This is a genomic window from Streptococcus sp. NSSLK0004 (assembly GCF_059039125.1).
Window position 1 is genome coordinate 1,897,019 of the sequence record NZ_CM180142.1, and the last position, 15,184, is coordinate 1,912,202.

The window sequence follows — 15,184 nt, forward strand, 5'->3', positions numbered from 1 at the left end:
AATATTTAGAATCTTTAAGAATAAATGACAAATCTCAAAAATTAGCCTCATAGACACAAAAAGAGCAGCTAAATCTTCCTTTTGAAAAGTATGATTTAACTGCTGCAAGCCTTGTTTGGACAATATTTCAAACAAGACACACGACAAATTATTTAAGTTATTATACCATAAAAACAGATAACATACAAGCCACTTAGACACATAAAGAAAATATACGCAACTTTTCAAATACATGTATTTTTATGTTTTTCGACAACTTACACTTTAATAGGAATGATTATTTTTCCATTTTCAGCATGAGAAAAAACAGTCCTCAGACTGTCTTTCTAATCCAAATAATGAATCAAAATCTTCTCTGTCAAAATATCAGAATAGGTGTAAGACTCAACAAAGGTATTATTCGGATCTTCAAATTCCACGATAAAGAGGGATTGATAAACCTCAATAATTCTCCCTTGCTTATTTTTCTCACGTTTACGACCATTTTCAAGAGTCAATTCAACAACTTGTCCCTCATGGTCCTTGATATCTTGTTTGATTTGCTTCATTTTAGCAACATCTGTAAATGCATCACTCATTCTCTATCCATCCTCTCTCTTGGAAATGCTTGCAAATTTATTGTATTCTTTTTGGAACATCAACTCCACGGTACCACGTGCACCAGAACGGTTTTTCTCGATGATTACTTCAACCGTATTGTTTGGAATGCCACCGTCTTCCTGCTCACCACGTTCATAGTAGTCATCACGGTACAAGAAGGCAACGATATCCGCATCTTGCTCGATGGACCCAGACTCACGAATATCAGACAGAACTGGACGTTTGTCCTGACGTTGTTCAACACCACGGGATAGCTGACTGAGAGCAATAACTGGTACCCTGAGTTCCTTAGCCAAAATCTTCAACTGACGTGAAATCTCCGAAACTTCTTGTTGGCGGTTTTCCCGACCAGTTCCTGTAATCAACTGAAGATAGTCAATCAAAATCAAGCCAAGATTCCCAGTTTCCTGTGCCAATTTTCGCGACCGTGAGCGGATTTCTGTAATCTTGATACCAGGTGTATCATCAATGTAAATACTAGCCTTGGCCAGGTTGGCTTGAGCAATGGTCAACTTCTTCCACTCTTCATCTGTCAACTGACCTGTACGAATGGAACGCGAGTTGATGACACCTTCTGCTGCCAGCATCCGATCCACCAAACTCTCCGCACCCATCTCCAAGGAGAAAATAGCAACTGTCAAACCCAGCTTGGTTCCGATATTCTGTGCGATATTAAGGGCAAAGGCTGTCTTACCAACGGCTGGACGAGCAGCGAGAATAATCAACTCCTCCTCATGCAGACCAGTTGTCATGGCATCAAGAGCAGGATAGCCTGTCGCAATTCCTGTAATATCCGAAGTTTGCCGCGACCGAATCTCCAGATTTTCAAAGTTGATATTCAAAATATCATCAATTTTCTTGAAACCACTACGGCTAGCACCTTCACTAACATCGATCAAGGCCTTTTCTGCCTGTGCAATAATCTCATCAGACTCATCCGCACCTTCGTAGGCAGAGTTGACAGCATCCGTTAACCGCTCAATCAGTTTACGAAGATTGGATTTCTCTGCGACAATCTTAGCGTAATACTCCGCATTGGCTGAAGTAGGTACAGAGTTGATGACCTCCGCCAGATAGGCCAAACCACCGATATTTTCCAAATCACCATGATTGGCCAAATAATTGCGCATGGTTGTCGCATCGATAGCCTCATTGCGATCTGCCAGAGCAATCATAGCCTTGAAAATCAGTTTATGGGCATACTTGAAAAAGTCATCCGCTTCTATGTACTCACGGACGAAAACCAGCTTGCCCTCGTCTATGAAAATCGCACCGAGAACGGACTGCTCCGCGAGGATGTCTTGGGGCTGTACCCGCAATTCATTAATTTCTGCCACCACTCTCACCTCCTATCTGCTGAGTTTTTTACTAGGCTTCTTTTATACTTAAGTTAATCACACCCGTTACATCATGGTAAAGTTTGACCGGAACATCAATCAAGCCGAGAGCACGGATTGGATGATCTAGTTGAATATGACGTTTATCTACTTTTATTCCAAATTGTTTCTCTAGCTCCTCTGCAATTTTCTTGCTAGTAACAGAGCCAAATGTACGACCATCTGGACCAACCTTTTCAACAAATTGAACCAAGGTAGCTTCTTCTGCCAATTTAGCCTTGATGGCTTCTGCCTCTGCAACCATTTCTGCATGTGCTTTCTCTTTTGATTTTTCTTGTCCACGTAGAGCACTGATTGCTTGATTGGTCGCTTCCTTAGCTAAATTTTTCTTAAGCAAGAAATTTTGAGCATAACCTGTTGGAACTTCCTTAATTTCCCCTTTTTTCCCTTGACCTTTAACATCTGCTAAAAAAATAACTTTCATTTGCTTACCTCTCTCTTAGTTCTTCAAAAATGAGATTTGTCAAAGACTCTTCTACCTGTCCAATGCTCTGATGTTCAATCTGAGCAGCTGCTAGGTTGAAATGTCCTCCTCCCCCCATTTGTTCCATAATCCGTTGAACATTAACTTTGCTATGGCTACGAGCTGATATTGCCACATATCCCTTAGTATTGCGACTTAGAACAAAGACAGCCTCAATGCCTGCCATCTCCAAAATTGTATCCGCTGCTTTGCTCGGAATAACAGAATCATAGGTTTGTTCCTCATCACCGCAAGCAATGACAATCTGGTCCGTTAGCTTTCTCCCTCTGAGAATCAGCTGATTAATTTGCCGGTACTCATCAAAATCCGTAGCTGCAATCTGCTGAATTTCCAAACTATCACTACCCCTAGTTCGCAAATAACTAGCCACATCAAATGTCCGGCTCGTCACACGAGTAGTAAAGTTTTTTGTGTCCAACATCATACCAGCCATAAGCAAACTAGACTGGAGACGATTTAATTTGTGATGTTTATCATTTTGAAATTGAATCAATTCTGTCACAAGTTCACTGGCCGAGCTAGCACCACTTTCAATATAGGTCAAAATAGCATTGCTTGGAAAATCCGTATCCCTACGGTGATGGTCAACAATAACCACTTGACCAAATTGACTATAGAATTCTTTTGATAGAGCCAAACTAGTCTTGGAATGGTCCACCATAATCAAGAGAGATTGCGGGGTCACCATTTTTTGGGCTTTTTCAACAGTCAGTAAATTGGAACAATTCTCTCCTTCAAGCTTCTGAATTGCCCGGGCAATATCTGGTGCCATTTCAGTTTCATTATAGACTGTATAGGCATTATTCATAATGTTTTGAGCAAAATGCTGCATACCGATTGCAGCGCCTAGAGCATCCATATCCAGATTACGATGGCCGACAACAAAGACACGGTCCACTGACTTCAGTTTATCCGATACAGCCGTCATCATTGCTCGAGTACGAGTACGGGTTCGTTTAACAGAAGAAGCCGACCCTCCTCCAAAGAAAAGCGGTTGCTTACTCTCATTATTTTCTTTGACAACAACCTGATCGCCGCCGCGTACTTCAGCCATATTTAGGTTTTGTAGAGCAACTTGACCAACTTGCTGGTGATTTCCGTCCCCGTACGCAATCCCCATACTAAGCGTCAAGGCTAAATCTAAATTTTTCGCCTCTTCTCGAAACTTATCAACAACCTTAAACTTATCATCAATTAATTTTTCTAAAACCGCGTAGTCTGTAAAAAAGTAGAAGCGATCCATAGCGCCACGACGATAGTATATATCATTCTCATCAGCGAAATCCGATACGAACTGAGCCAAAAAGGAATTCACTTGACTCACTTGAGAGTCCGTCAGTCGGTCCTCTAACTCATCATAATTATCAACCGAGACAATCCCAATGACTGGACGGCTACCAATTAGATTAGTCGTTGCCGTATATTCTGTTGAAGCGTCAAAAAAATAGAATAGCCCTTGTTCAAAGTCTACATGAACTGCATATCGTTTATCTGAGAAATTGGCATAAAGGCGGTCCTCATCCAGACCAACATTAACAATCTCTCGTAATTTTTTTTGATCAAACTCCCCATTTTCCTGGGCGAAAATTAATTCTGCATAAGGGTTAAACCATTCTACTTGATTACTATCCAATCGCACCTTTATAACACCAACCGGCATCTTATCTAGAAGTTTCATCAGCCCAGTATTAGCTTGTTGGTTTAGGTATTCAATCTGTTCTAGCTCACTAATCGCATAAGATTTCTCTTGAAAAACAAACAAACAGACTAGTAAAAACAGAGCAATAAATAGTGACAATAATAGGATATGTGACCCCGGGAACAAACTAACAATTGTCGCCAACAGACCAAACAAAATAACGCCAATCATCACAAAGTGAATCGTTGCAAACCGAAATTTTTTCATCATTAACCTCTTCCAGCCATTTTACCATAAAACACTGTAAAATGCTAGCTTTGTTTAGTTTCTTACCTAAGCTCCTATATCAAGAAAAGCATGTAACTCTATTCGAATTACACGCTTCCTCCAATATGTTTATGTAATGATAATTCCTTTGCCACCAAACCTTTTGTAGAACATTTCCACAAACCCCAATCGCTAGTACATTTTACCTCCGCGAATTCTCCTCTGAACTAGTAGAGGTCGAGGAATTACTTGTAGACGAACGATTTGTGGTTCTTATTCCTAACGAATTCCACGCTTGTGCATAATCGCTATCTGTCCCCCCAATCATAAATTTATATGTCATGGCTGGAGCACCTGATTTTGCCCAATAACTTGTGGTAGTCGCTCCTGAAACAGTAATCGATTGGCCATTGACTTGGACGGTTCCCGGTCGTAGACCTGTCGACACCAATACGTTAGATGAAATCACGTCCGAATCCAATTCAAACTTACCTTGGAATAAACTTGGGTTTGTATCATATAAAGCACTCACTAGATAGGCAACATATTGGGCGTTATTATTGTAGCCGGTTAGACTATCCATACCCGTGTTGTCATCGTGTCCAGCCCAAGTTCCCAATGTAACTTGAGTTGTCGCAAGCATCAACCAGACATCTGCTGTATCATTACTTGTCCCTGTTTTACCAATTAAATCTGTGGAAGCTGCTTGTGGATTGAGAGCTGCCAACCGACTTGGGAAGGTAGTGGTCTCTCCTGATGCAATAACTTGTCTCAATAATTGCGTCATGATACTAGCCGCTTCTTTTGAGTAGACTTGAACTGGTGCTTGCTCGTACTGATACACAACGTCCCCATTGTGATCTGTAATCTTTTCGACAATGTGTTGTTCGTTATACACACCGCCATTCGCTAAAGTTTGATAAGCATTTGTATTCTGAGCTACCGTGGTTTCAATCCCACCTCCGAGCGGTAAACTCTCGATATCATACATAGAGATATCGTAGTTCATCTTATCCATATAACCTTTGACATCTACTCCTGCATTCTGCAACATTTTATAGGTCCAGAACGCAGGAATGTTAGCAGACTTGTTCAATGCATCTTGCAACGTCATCATACCGGTACCTCGGCTACTACCATGCATAATTTGAGTTCCATCTGAAAATGTCGTCGGATAGTTCGATAAGATACTAGCAGAACCCATCAAGCCCTGGTCTATCGCAATACCGTATGCCAAAAATGGTTTGACTGTCGATCCTGGAGACCGCTGTGTATCAAAAACATGGTTATTCTGGTTGCTAGCATAATCACGCCCACCAATAAAACCAAGCACCGCTCCTGTTTTGTTATCTAAAAGAACACTACCCGTCTCCACCAAACCTGTACCATCATCTAAGACCGATCCATAATTGGCAACAACACTCTGCATTGCATCGTAGATTCCTTTATTAACCGTACTTGTGACTGTGTAGCCACCTTGACTCAATTCTTGCTTAGCCAATTCCTGATAGGCAGCAACCGTGGCATCATTTTTCAAATCATTTTCAGACACCTTATCTCGTTCAATCAAATAGTCATATATTCGTTGCTCTGCTTCCTCCATAACCTCATAGTAGAGATAATCCTTAGTATCTTGAGTTACAGGATTTGGTGCAATAAAATCTTGTTTTATGTCATAAGCCTTATAAGTCTCATACTCTTCTTTCGTTAAGTATTCTGCACGATACATATTATAAAGCACATCTTTCGAACGCTCTATCCCATAAGCCATATTCTCATCTGACTTAAAGCTTCCATCTGAAGAATAGGGAGAGTAAACAATTGGACTCTGCGGAAGGCCAGCAATAAATGCCGCTTGAGGAATTGTTAATTCTTTCGCTGTTTTTCCAAAAATCCCCTGTGCAGCCTCCTCAACTCCAGCAATATTTTGCCCCTGATTATTGCGTCCAAACGGCGATACATTGAGATAAGTTGTTAAAATTTCATCCTTACTCATCACACGCTCTAGTGCTAGGGCAGATACAATTTCATTTGCTTTACGTGAGAAAGTCGGTGCATCACCAACCAACTGTTGCTTAATAAGTTGTTGTGTCAACGTCGAGCCACCGCTTGATGAACCGACACCTGCAGAACCTAGCGCTGCTCGAAGAACTGCCTTTGGAACTACCCCATTGTGACTTTCAAAAGTTTCATCTTCTGTCGCAATAACTGCATATTTAACATTATCAGAAATTTCATCACTCGCTACAGGAGTACGCAACAAATCTGATTGCACCTCCGAAATCAAGGTCCCATCAGAATATACAACCTTAGAAATACGCGTCACATCTGTTACTTTGCTGACCAATTCTTCCTGATTTGGAACGGTTACTTCATCAAATAAACTTGCGACATAGCCAATTCCTGTCCCTGCACCAAATAAAGCAACCAACAGAATTAAAATCCCAATGAAATCAAATAATAATTTTAATGTACGTAAAATAATGCCGATAATGTCTGAAAAAGTCAAAGACATATTTTTAGACGTTTTCTTCGCTTTTTTTCTTTGTTTCGTTGTCATAACAAACTCCTTATCTTACCATTATACCAAATTTTGTTTATTTTCCACAATTTCGTGGTATAATAGGGAGGAATTTTTATGATAATAAGCTGTCTTGGAAAGAAAAATGAATTTCATTTTCTTTCTTGACACACCCTATCTTATTAAGGAGAAACACATGAACATTTTTGAAGAACTAAAAGCACGTGGTTTGGTCTTTCAAACGACTGATGAAGAAGCCCTAGTAAAAGCATTAACGGAAGGGCAAGTATCCTATTATTCTGGCTACGACCCAACTGCCGACAGCCTGCATTTGGGTCATTTGGTACCAATCCTCGTCTGCCGTCACTTGCAATTAGCAGGGCACAAACCTTACGCTCTAGTTGGTGGAGCTACTGGTCTGATTGGCGACCCTTCCTTCAAGGATGCGGAGCGGAGCTTGCAGACCAAAGACACAGTGGACGGTTGGGTTGATAAAATCCAAGGCCAGCTCTCTCGCTTCTTGGATTTTGAAAATGGTGACAACAAGGCTGAAATGGTCAACAACTACGACTGGTTCTCAGACATTAGCTTTATCGACTTCCTTCGTGATGTTGGCAAATACTACACGGTCAACTACATGATGAGCAAGGACTCTGTGAAAAAACGGATTGAAACAGGGATTTCCTACACCGAGTTTGCCTATCAAATCATGCAGGGCTATGACTTCTACGAGCTCAATGACAAGCACAATGTGACCCTGCAAATCGGTGGTTCTGACCAGTGGGGCAACATGACAGCAGGTACTGAATTACTTCGCCGCAAGGCTGACAAGTCTGGCCACGTCATGACCGTTCCCCTTATCACCGACTCAACAGGTAAGAAATTTGGTAAGTCAGAAGGCAACGCTGTTTGGCTCGATGCCGACAAGACTTCTCCGTATGAAATGTACCAATTCTGGCTCAATGTCATGGACGATGATGCCGTTCGTTTCTTGAAAATCTTTACTTTCTTGTCACTGGATGAGATTGCTGAGATTGAAGAAAAATTTGACGCTGCTCGTCATGAACGCCTGGCTCAGAAGATTTTGGCTAAGGAAGTCGTGACATTGGTCCACGGTGAAGAAGCCTATAACCAAGCCCTTAACATCACCGAGCAATTGTTCGCTGGCAACATCAAAAACCTATCCGCAAAAGAACTCAAACAGGGGCTTAGCAACGTTCCAAACTACGCTGTACAGGCTGAAGACAACCTTAACATCGTTGAACTCTTGGTTACCTCTGGTATTGTCAACTCAAAACGCCAAGCTCGTGAAGACGTAGCAAATGGTGCCATCTATGTCAACGGTGAGCGTGTACAGGACTTGGACTACACTCTTTCTGACAGTGATAAAATCGACGGCGAGTTGACCGTTATCCGCCGTGGGAAGAAGAAGTATTCGGTGCTGACTTATTAAGCGATGAAAAATACTAAACAAAATCCTAAAAATCAAGAATTTTTGACTGATTATTTTGAGCAAATGGCTCAGGAAGCCTGTCTTTTGCATCCTGAATTAGAGCATCTGTCTGCCGATGAACGTCAAACTTTTTTGGACCAACTCTATCGTGAGGATGAGAGCCGTCGTGCCAAGCGTCTAAAAGAACATCTGGAAGTGTTCTCCGACGCAGTGATTGGGGTTATCATCACCATGATGTTACTGGAAATCCCGTTACCGAGCGACACTGTTGATACACATCACTTTTTCACTGGCATCCTCATCTTCTTTGTATCCTTTTTCATAGTGGCGGATTTTTGGTATGACAACCACAAGATTCTGGGACAGATTGAGCACGCAACCAGCAAAATCTTGATTGTTCAATTTAACTTCATGGTAACGCTGGCCCTCATCCCCCTCTTTACTCGGTGGATGATGGAAGGCATCACCACCACGGCTGTTGTTGGTTATGGGGTCGTGACCATTGCAGTCAATCTCTGTCAATCCATTTTGAATTACTTTGTCCTACAAGAAAAGTTTGCCGGAACAACATATACAAAGCGGTTTGTTTCCATGGCACACTTGCGGCAATTAGTGACCGTCGCCCTCTTCAATATCGTTGTTATCCTATTTGCTTACTTTAATCCGACACTTGCCTTTTATTTCTACATTTTACGGCCAATCGTATCTTTCCTAGGAGCAGCCTTCTTCGAAAAGAAACGCGCACAACGTCGTGAAAAAATGGCAGTTAGAGTAAATCACATATAATTCCCAAGTAAATCCTATGTGATTTCCTTTTCTGCTAACCTAGGAGAAAAGACATGACCTGCATTTTTTGCCACCAACTCAATGAAAATGACATTCTCTACCAGACGGAGCATTTCAAAGTAGTCTGGGATATTGACCCTGTCCAAACAGGGCATCTGCTGATTATCAGCAAGAAACACTATGACACGCTCCACCAAGTCCCTCCTGCTGTTCGCTATGAACTATCAGACTTGGAAGTCTTTTTGACTGAGAAACTCTGTCAAGCATTGGCAATTGACGGCGTGACCATAGCCTGCAACGACCGCTTGTTTGATGCCGGCACCCATTTCCATGTCCACCTAATTCCACGCTTTCAATCAGACGGCTTCTGGGATCAGATAAGTCTATCGCAGGTGCAACTGGATCTAAATGAGTTTCTCAAAGCATTATAAAAAGCAGCTCAAGAGCTGCTTTTACTTTTATTTACACCAATTCTTCTACTTCATAGATTGTATCTTCTAGCACTTCTTGGTAACGCTCCAGGTTGTACTCCACAGAAGTTTCCACTTCCGCTAACTGTTCTTCCAATTGGATTTTAACTTCTTCTATTCCATCCAAGTCCAACAGATGATCCGTCACATGTTGCACACAATTTTGGCACGATAAGTTTTTCAATTTCAAGGTTTGTTTCATTTTAGTTCTCCTTTTTTTATACTCAATGAAAATCAACCTCAGACTAGGCGACGCAGATGCAGATAGAACTAAAGTTCATCAAATCAAGTCAACAACGTCTGAGGTTAATTTTCGAAGAGTATGATGTCCACAAGTACACTGACCCACCAAGCAGCGACAAGCGATTCGCTCAGGTGCAGTCTTTTGTAACTCCGAGATTTTACTGGCTATCTCTTCAAGACTTTTTTGGGAAAATGTCCCTGTGTCTAACAAGTTTTCAACCAGTTGCCCCTGTTTTGTGGAGCATATGGTAGCCAGCAATAGTTCCACCTGCCCCTGTAAATGCTCCTCTTCGCTGACCAAGGGATAATAGTGGTACTTGCTGGTTTCCTTGACCATCTTCAAATAGTCTTTCTTCCGCAAACGCCCTAGGAGCGTCTTAATGGTCGTCGCCTGCCAGTCAAATCCTTCCTGTAAGGCCTGAATAATTTCCTGAGAAGTCGCTCCCGGTTGAGCCCATAGCACTCGCATGACCTGCCACTCCGCAGCTGAAATCGTCTGCTCCACACCTTCACCTCCCAACATCAGCTTTACTAAATTTAGTTTACAACTGTAGTCAAAAAAAGTCAAGAAGAAAGACTGAACTCCTCGTCCAGTCTTTTACCGTTTTATTGTTCTTCTTCCATAAAGCTATTGAAAACTTCTTCAATCATATCCCACTCTGCAGTGGCATCTTCTGGAATCGCTTGAAGGTCACCTTCTGTTCCATTCTCATTTTCAATATAGGAGTACGCTTGAATTTCAACTTCTCCATTTTCATCTTCTTCAGCGCCAGCTGGAATCAAAAGAACGTAATTTTTACCAAACTCTTCTTGACCGTCAATAGTCAATAAAATTTCAAACAAGGTTTCGTTCCCATTGTCATCCACCAAGGTAATCAATTCGCGTTCATCATGATTATGTTCATGGTCGTGATTATGTGCCATTTACTACTCCTTAAAATGTTCTATCTAAATAATTTTGTAAGATTAGCTGAGCAGCTAATTTATCAATAACTTTTTTACGCTTACTTCGACTGATGTCCGCCTGTTCAACCAGCATACGCTCAGCCGCAACAGTTGTTAAGCGCTCATCCTGATATTCCACCGGCAAACCAAAGAGCTCTATTAATTGTTTCCCATAAGACTGGCTCGCGTCAACCCTAGGTCCACTAGTATTATTCATATTCTTTGGCAAGCCAACAACGAACTTTTCTACATTATACTCTTTGACTAGCTCTGCAATCCGTTCAAAACCAAACAACCCTTTATCTTCATCAATCGAAATAATTTCCAATCCTTGTGCTGTGAAGCCTAATGGATCAGAAATTGCTACTCCAACTGTTTTTGAACCAACGTCTAACCCCATTATTCTCATCAGAAATCAATCCCGTTATTTTTGAGGTAAAAACGAACTAATTCTTCTACAATTTCATCGCGCTCATAACGACGAATCTGATTGCGGGCATCATTATAGCGCGGGATATAAGCAGGATCTCCACTTAATACATAGCCAACAATCTGATTGATCGGATTATATCCCTTATCGTCTAGCGAACGATACACATTTGTTAAAGTTTCACTTATCTCTTTTTTATTCGTATCATCTAGACGGAAACGGACAGTTTCTTCTGTGAATCCCATACTTACACCTTCCTTCTTTATCTTATTCGGTCTATTATATCATGTTTCAAACCAAATTTCAATGAATTAACACTAATATAAAAGAATAATACTTTGACTATGGCGAATAAAAAAAAGTCCTTTCGGACTCCTTCTTATAGCGCTGCTCTCATACGCGCTTGGGCATTTTCGACATTTCGGACAGAGCGTGGTAGAAATGCACGAATGTCATCTTCCTTATAGCCAACCTGCAATCGTTTTTCGTCAATAAGAATTGGACTTTTTAAAATGCGTGGATTAGCTGTAATCAGGTCAATCACTTCGCTGACACTCAATTCTTCAATGTCGCACTCCAAACTCTTAGCATAACGATTTTTTGAGGATACGATGCTGGCAATTCCATTTTCTGTTTTAGTCAAAATGTTTAGAATTTCTTCTTTGGTAATGGCTTCTTTTGCTAAATTATGCTCATTGTAAGATAATTGGTGGGCATTGAGCCAATTCTTAGCTTTTTTACAAGAGGTACAGCTAGATACTGTATAGATTTTTATCATGTAGGCTCTCCTTTGCTACATCTTCTTAAACACATTATAGACCATTATACCACATATTTTCTCGGTCGGAAGACCTATTTTTAGAAAAAACTTCAAATTTTTTAGGATATTTTTTGTATTTTCCCTTATTTCAGTCAAATATCGCTAAAAAAGTCTGGAATTTTCTTTCCAGACCTCTTTCTCTAATCTTCCAATTCGATTCCACCGTCTAAGTCTAACACAACATCTTGACTTTCGACAACCTCTTCCACCACTGGTGCTTCGGTATCTTCAATCAAGCCATAGTGAACACGGATTTTACGATCAATTTCTGCAAAAATTTCTGGATTTTCAGCCAGATATTTCTTGGCGTTTTCAGATCCTTGGCCAATTTTCTCATCCTTGTAAGAATACCAAGCACCTGCTTTTTTGATGATTCCTAGCTTGCTTCCAATTTCAATCAGTTCACCTGTTTGCGAAATTCCTTCACCATACATGATTTCCACAACAGCTTCCTTAAATGGTGGAGCTACTTTATTTTTGACGATTTTCACCTTGGTTTCTTTACCAACGTTTTGATCTTTTTGATCTCCAGTTCCCTTGATTTGTGTGTTCCCACGAACATCCATACGAACAGATGCATAAAACTTCAGCGCACGACCGCCAGGCGTTGTTTCGGGATTACCAAACATAACACCCACTTTTTCACGTAATTGGTTGATAAAAATGGCTACTGTTTTTGTTTTGTTAATTGAAGCACCAAGTTTGCGCATAGCCTGACTCATCATGCGAGCCTGCAAACCAACGTGGCTATCACCAATATCGCCATCAATTTCTGCACGAGGTACAAGAGCTGCAACAGAGTCAACAACAACCAAGTCAACCGCACCTGAGTCAATCAACTTACCTGCAATTTCAAGACCTTGCTCCCCTGAGTCTGGCTGTGACAAGAGCAACTCATCAATGTTGACACCAAGAGCTGCCGCATAGGCTGGATCCAAAGCATGTTCCGCATCGATAAAAGCTGCAATGCCGCCTTCTTTTTGAGCTTGAGCAACAGCATGAAGGGCAACTGTTGTTTTACCTGATGATTCTGGGCCGTATATTTCAATAATCCGACCTTTTGGATAGCCACCAGCACCCAAAGCAATATCAATTGACAAACTACCTGAGCTCATGACCTGTACTTTTTGTTCAGCACGCTCACCAAGGCGCATAATCGCACCTTTACCAAAGTCCTTTTCAATATTCTTTAGAGCATCATCAAGCGCCTTCTTACGCTCATCTCCAAATTTTTTCGTAATATCATCTAGATTTTTACTTGGTTTTTTTGCCATTTTTTTCTCCTATTTTCTAAATCAACTCATTATAGCAAACTTTTGTTATTTGACAAAGTTTTTCGTACGAAATTCAGAGTCTGCAAGGAGACAATTTGCCGAAGGTGTTGCCATGAATAGCCACCTAAATCCACCTCTTCTTCGACTAATTGTTCTCCTATCGCCAAGGCCAAGTAAACCCTTGCCCTGACATTATCAGCTTGTGACTCCGGTTTTATAGTAACCAATGTAGCCAGCCCCAAATCAGCCCGTCTATTTCGTCTTTCCTTTATAGCCATGTCTGCCGCGGTATCTCGGTCAACTCTGACTTCTGGTTCGATACGTCCACCACGATAGAGTTGACTTTCTTGTAACATTTCTATCAAGTTCGCCTGAACCAATCCAGCGGTCAGATTCTCAACAATTGTTAGACTCAACCCTTGCTCCATTAAACTTGTGACCGCAACTTTTGCCAGACTATTTTCTTCTCCATATCCGTAAAGATAATCTACTAGATTTTCCCTTTGCATAATCTCTGCCTCTAGCCGATCAAGTTTGGCAGTTGCTTCTTCTTGACTAGAAGCTTTTGTGGACAATCGTAAGGTTACTTCACCTGTTTTGGCATATGGAGCCAGGGTCGGATCTGTCTGCTTGTCAATTAGGTCCGCTAAGACAGTCACCAATTGGCTTTCTCCAATTCCAAAGAAGCGAAGAACGCGAGAATAGAGTTGTTGACTTGACTGTGCCAGCAAAGGTTGTAAACTTTCTGTAAACATAGACCTGAGCTCACTCGGTGGCCCTGGTAAAACGACATAGGTCACCCCTGCTTGCTCAAGCATACCTCCAACTGCTAGGCCATTCGGATTTTGTAATGGATGACTTCCTTCAATAATTTGTGCCTGTCGGTCATTGTTGGGAGTACGAACACGACCTGGACGACTAGCGAAGAAACGGTCTAATTTTGCCATAGCTTGCTCATCAAATACCAAGTTTTTTCCTAAAAAGGTTGCCAAGGTCTGCTTGGTCAAATCATCTTCCGTTGGACCAAGACCTCCACATAAAATAACTAAATCACTGCGCCGGCTAGCTACCTCTAACACTGAGAGTAGTCTGTTTGCATTATCTCCAACCGCTGTGTGGAAATAAACATCAATTCCTAGCTCTGCGCATTTTTCAGAAAGAAACTGGGCATTGGTATTGACAATCTGCCCTGTCAAAATCTCTGTCCCAACGGCAATTAGCTCTGCTTTCATATTCCTCCTCCAACTAAGATGCGATTGTTCGCTCATCTAGTATATTCGTTATTTTTTTCAAAAATCACAAGATTCTTCATGCTCATTCAAAAGTCCTGCCGCCTGCAAATAAGAGTAAATACAGACAGGACCGAGAAATTTGAAACCTCGTTTTTTCAAGTCTTTTGAAATTCGCTCTGACAAGTCATTCTTGGTCGGCAACTCTCGGAAAGACTTGACAGGATTGTCAATCGGTGTAAAGTCAACCCAAGACCAAATATATTTAGCAAAACTACCAAACTCCTCCTGTACTTTAAGAAAGGCCTGGGCGTTGGCACGGGTCGCATACAATTTTGCCTTGTGACGAATAATATCGGAATTATCCATAAGGCTGTCCAGCTTAGCATCTGTCATAACGGCTACCTTCTGGATATCGTAGTTGAAAAAGGCAGAGCGGAAAGCCTGGCGCTTATTGAGAACAATTTCCCAAGAAAGTCCTGCTTGGTAAGATTCCATGCAGAGCAATTCAAATAGAGCCTGTTCATCGTGTAGTGGCTTGCCCCATTCTTCATCATGGTAAGCAATATAGAGCGGATTGTTGGGATTAACCCAGGCACAGCGGGACATAGAATCTCCTTTTTTGG

Annotated in this window: 17 protein-coding genes; 3 read left to right on the top strand and 14 right to left on the bottom strand. The window is 41.4% G+C overall.

Features of this window, described 5'->3' with window-relative positions; translation table 11 throughout:
• Positions 1-326 precede the first annotated feature (326 nt).
• From AC4CS8_RS09695 to pbp1b, 5 genes are all read right to left on the bottom strand, one after another.
• Positions 327-578 (bottom strand): Veg family protein, encoded by a 252-nt coding sequence (locus AC4CS8_RS09695; protein WP_493892968.1) that lies wholly within the window; start codon positions 576-578, stop codon positions 327-329.
• A gap of 3 nt (positions 579-581) precedes the next feature.
• Positions 582-1,937, bottom strand: a complete 1,356-nt coding sequence (dnaB, locus tag AC4CS8_RS09700; protein ID WP_493892969.1) for a replicative DNA helicase — start codon at positions 1,935-1,937, stop codon at positions 582-584.
• 31 nt (positions 1,938-1,968) lie between these two features.
• Positions 1,969-2,421, bottom strand: a complete 453-nt coding sequence (gene rplI, locus AC4CS8_RS09705) for a 50S ribosomal protein L9 (protein ID WP_493892970.1) — start codon at positions 2,419-2,421, stop codon at positions 1,969-1,971.
• Positions 2,422-2,425: 4 nt separating this feature from the next.
• Complete coding sequence (locus tag AC4CS8_RS09710) at positions 2,426-4,387, bottom strand: GGDEF domain-containing protein (RefSeq protein ID WP_493892971.1); 1,962 nt, start codon at positions 4,385-4,387, stop codon at positions 2,426-2,428.
• 202 nt (positions 4,388-4,589) lie between these two features.
• On the bottom strand, positions 4,590-6,947 hold the full coding sequence (gene pbp1b / locus AC4CS8_RS09715; protein WP_493892972.1) for a penicillin-binding protein PBP1B: 2,358 nt from the start codon (positions 6,945-6,947) through the stop codon (positions 4,590-4,592).
• 157 nt (positions 6,948-7,104) lie between these two features.
• Between pbp1b and tyrS the strand changes: the two genes are divergently transcribed.
• Genes tyrS through AC4CS8_RS09730 form a run of 3 tightly spaced genes read left to right on the top strand, consistent with a single transcriptional unit; the run spans position 7,105 to position 9,578 of the window.
• Positions 7,105-8,361, top strand: a complete 1,257-nt coding sequence (gene tyrS / locus AC4CS8_RS09720) for a tyrosine--tRNA ligase (RefSeq protein WP_029184969.1) — start codon at positions 7,105-7,107, stop codon at positions 8,359-8,361.
• Between the two features lie 3 nt (positions 8,362-8,364).
• Positions 8,365-9,147, top strand: a complete 783-nt coding sequence (locus AC4CS8_RS09725; RefSeq protein ID WP_493892973.1) for a TMEM175 family protein — start codon at positions 8,365-8,367, stop codon at positions 9,145-9,147.
• A 53-nt stretch (positions 9,148-9,200) separates the two neighbouring features.
• A complete protein-coding gene (locus AC4CS8_RS09730) occupies positions 9,201-9,578 on the top strand; it encodes an HIT family protein (protein WP_493892974.1) in 378 nt (125 codons plus the stop codon).
• A gap of 31 nt (positions 9,579-9,609) precedes the next feature.
• On the opposite strand, the gene AC4CS8_RS09735 is transcribed toward AC4CS8_RS09730, so the two are convergent.
• The 9 genes from AC4CS8_RS09735 to AC4CS8_RS09775 form a co-directional block, all read right to left on the bottom strand.
• Positions 9,610-9,819, bottom strand: a complete 210-nt coding sequence (locus AC4CS8_RS09735) for a heavy-metal-associated domain-containing protein (RefSeq protein ID WP_493892975.1) — start codon at positions 9,817-9,819, stop codon at positions 9,610-9,612.
• A gap of 78 nt (positions 9,820-9,897) precedes the next feature.
• Positions 9,898-10,383 (bottom strand): CopY/TcrY family copper transport repressor, encoded by a 486-nt coding sequence (locus AC4CS8_RS09740; RefSeq protein WP_493892976.1) that lies wholly within the window; start codon positions 10,381-10,383, stop codon positions 9,898-9,900.
• 83 nt (positions 10,384-10,466) lie between these two features.
• On the bottom strand, positions 10,467-10,784 hold the full coding sequence (locus AC4CS8_RS09745; RefSeq protein ID WP_493892977.1) for a DUF1292 domain-containing protein: 318 nt from the start codon (positions 10,782-10,784) through the stop codon (positions 10,467-10,469).
• Between the two features lie 10 nt (positions 10,785-10,794).
• Positions 10,795-11,214 carry a Holliday junction resolvase RuvX gene (gene ruvX, locus AC4CS8_RS09750; protein WP_493892978.1) on the bottom strand — a complete coding sequence of 140 codons (420 nt, stop codon included), beginning with the start codon at positions 11,212-11,214 and terminating at the stop codon, positions 10,795-10,797.
• Positions 11,214-11,480: an IreB family regulatory phosphoprotein gene (locus tag AC4CS8_RS09755; protein WP_493892979.1), complete on the bottom strand. Its 267-nt coding sequence runs from the start codon at positions 11,478-11,480 to the stop codon at positions 11,214-11,216. Before AC4CS8_RS09755 ends, ruvX begins: the two co-directional genes overlap by 1 nt.
• A 134-nt stretch (positions 11,481-11,614) precedes the next feature.
• A complete protein-coding gene (spx, locus tag AC4CS8_RS09760; RefSeq protein ID WP_493892980.1) occupies positions 11,615-12,013 on the bottom strand; it encodes a transcriptional regulator Spx in 399 nt (132 codons plus the stop codon).
• Positions 12,014-12,195: 182 nt separating this feature from the next.
• Positions 12,196-13,329, bottom strand: a complete 1,134-nt coding sequence (gene recA / locus AC4CS8_RS09765) for a recombinase RecA (RefSeq protein ID WP_493892981.1) — start codon at positions 13,327-13,329, stop codon at positions 12,196-12,198.
• 29 nt (positions 13,330-13,358) lie between these two features.
• A complete protein-coding gene (locus AC4CS8_RS09770; protein ID WP_493892982.1) occupies positions 13,359-14,561 on the bottom strand; it encodes a competence/damage-inducible protein A in 1,203 nt (400 codons plus the stop codon).
• Between the two features lie 57 nt (positions 14,562-14,618).
• Complete coding sequence (locus tag AC4CS8_RS09775) at positions 14,619-15,167, bottom strand: DNA-3-methyladenine glycosylase I (RefSeq protein WP_493892983.1); 549 nt, start codon at positions 15,165-15,167, stop codon at positions 14,619-14,621.
• Between the last annotated feature and the right edge of the window lie 17 nt (positions 15,168-15,184).

What these genes read in the sequence shown, in the direction of transcription:
- AC4CS8_RS09725 (WP_493892973.1), top strand. Translation starts at nt 8,365, where the DNA reads ATGAAAAATACTAAACAAAATCCTAAAAATCAAGAATTTTTGACTGAT.
- AC4CS8_RS09735 (WP_493892975.1), bottom strand. Translation starts at nt 9,819, where the DNA reads ATGAAACAAACCTTGAAATTGAAAAACTTATCGTGCCAAAATTGTGTG.
- AC4CS8_RS09740 (WP_493892976.1), bottom strand. Translation starts at nt 10,383, where the DNA reads ATGTTGGGAGGTGAAGGTGTGGAGCAGACGATTTCAGCTGCGGAGTGG.
- recA (WP_493892981.1), bottom strand. Translation starts at nt 13,329, where the DNA reads ATGGCAAAAAAACCAAGTAAAAATCTAGATGATATTACGAAAAAATTT.
- AC4CS8_RS09755 (WP_493892979.1), bottom strand. Translation starts at nt 11,480, where the DNA reads ATGGGATTCACAGAAGAAACTGTCCGTTTCCGTCTAGATGATACGAAT.
- ruvX (WP_493892978.1), bottom strand. Translation starts at nt 11,214, where the DNA reads ATGAGAATAATGGGGTTAGACGTTGGTTCAAAAACAGTTGGAGTAGCA.
- rplI (WP_493892970.1), bottom strand. Translation starts at nt 2,421, where the DNA reads ATGAAAGTTATTTTTTTAGCAGATGTTAAAGGTCAAGGGAAAAAAGGG.
- AC4CS8_RS09770 (WP_493892982.1), bottom strand. Translation starts at nt 14,561, where the DNA reads ATGAAAGCAGAGCTAATTGCCGTTGGGACAGAGATTTTGACAGGGCAG.
- AC4CS8_RS09730 (WP_493892974.1), top strand. Translation starts at nt 9,201, where the DNA reads ATGACCTGCATTTTTTGCCACCAACTCAATGAAAATGACATTCTCTAC.
- tyrS (WP_029184969.1), top strand. Translation starts at nt 7,105, where the DNA reads ATGAACATTTTTGAAGAACTAAAAGCACGTGGTTTGGTCTTTCAAACG.
- pbp1b (WP_493892972.1), bottom strand. Translation starts at nt 6,947, where the DNA reads ATGACAACGAAACAAAGAAAAAAAGCGAAGAAAACGTCTAAAAATATG.
- AC4CS8_RS09745 (WP_493892977.1), bottom strand. Translation starts at nt 10,784, where the DNA reads ATGGCACATAATCACGACCATGAACATAATCATGATGAACGCGAATTG.
- spx (WP_493892980.1), bottom strand. Translation starts at nt 12,013, where the DNA reads ATGATAAAAATCTATACAGTATCTAGCTGTACCTCTTGTAAAAAAGCT.
- AC4CS8_RS09775 (WP_493892983.1), bottom strand. Translation starts at nt 15,167, where the DNA reads ATGTCCCGCTGTGCCTGGGTTAATCCCAACAATCCGCTCTATATTGCT.
- AC4CS8_RS09695 (WP_493892968.1), bottom strand. Translation starts at nt 578, where the DNA reads ATGAGTGATGCATTTACAGATGTTGCTAAAATGAAGCAAATCAAACAA.
- AC4CS8_RS09710 (WP_493892971.1), bottom strand. Translation starts at nt 4,387, where the DNA reads ATGAAAAAATTTCGGTTTGCAACGATTCACTTTGTGATGATTGGCGTT.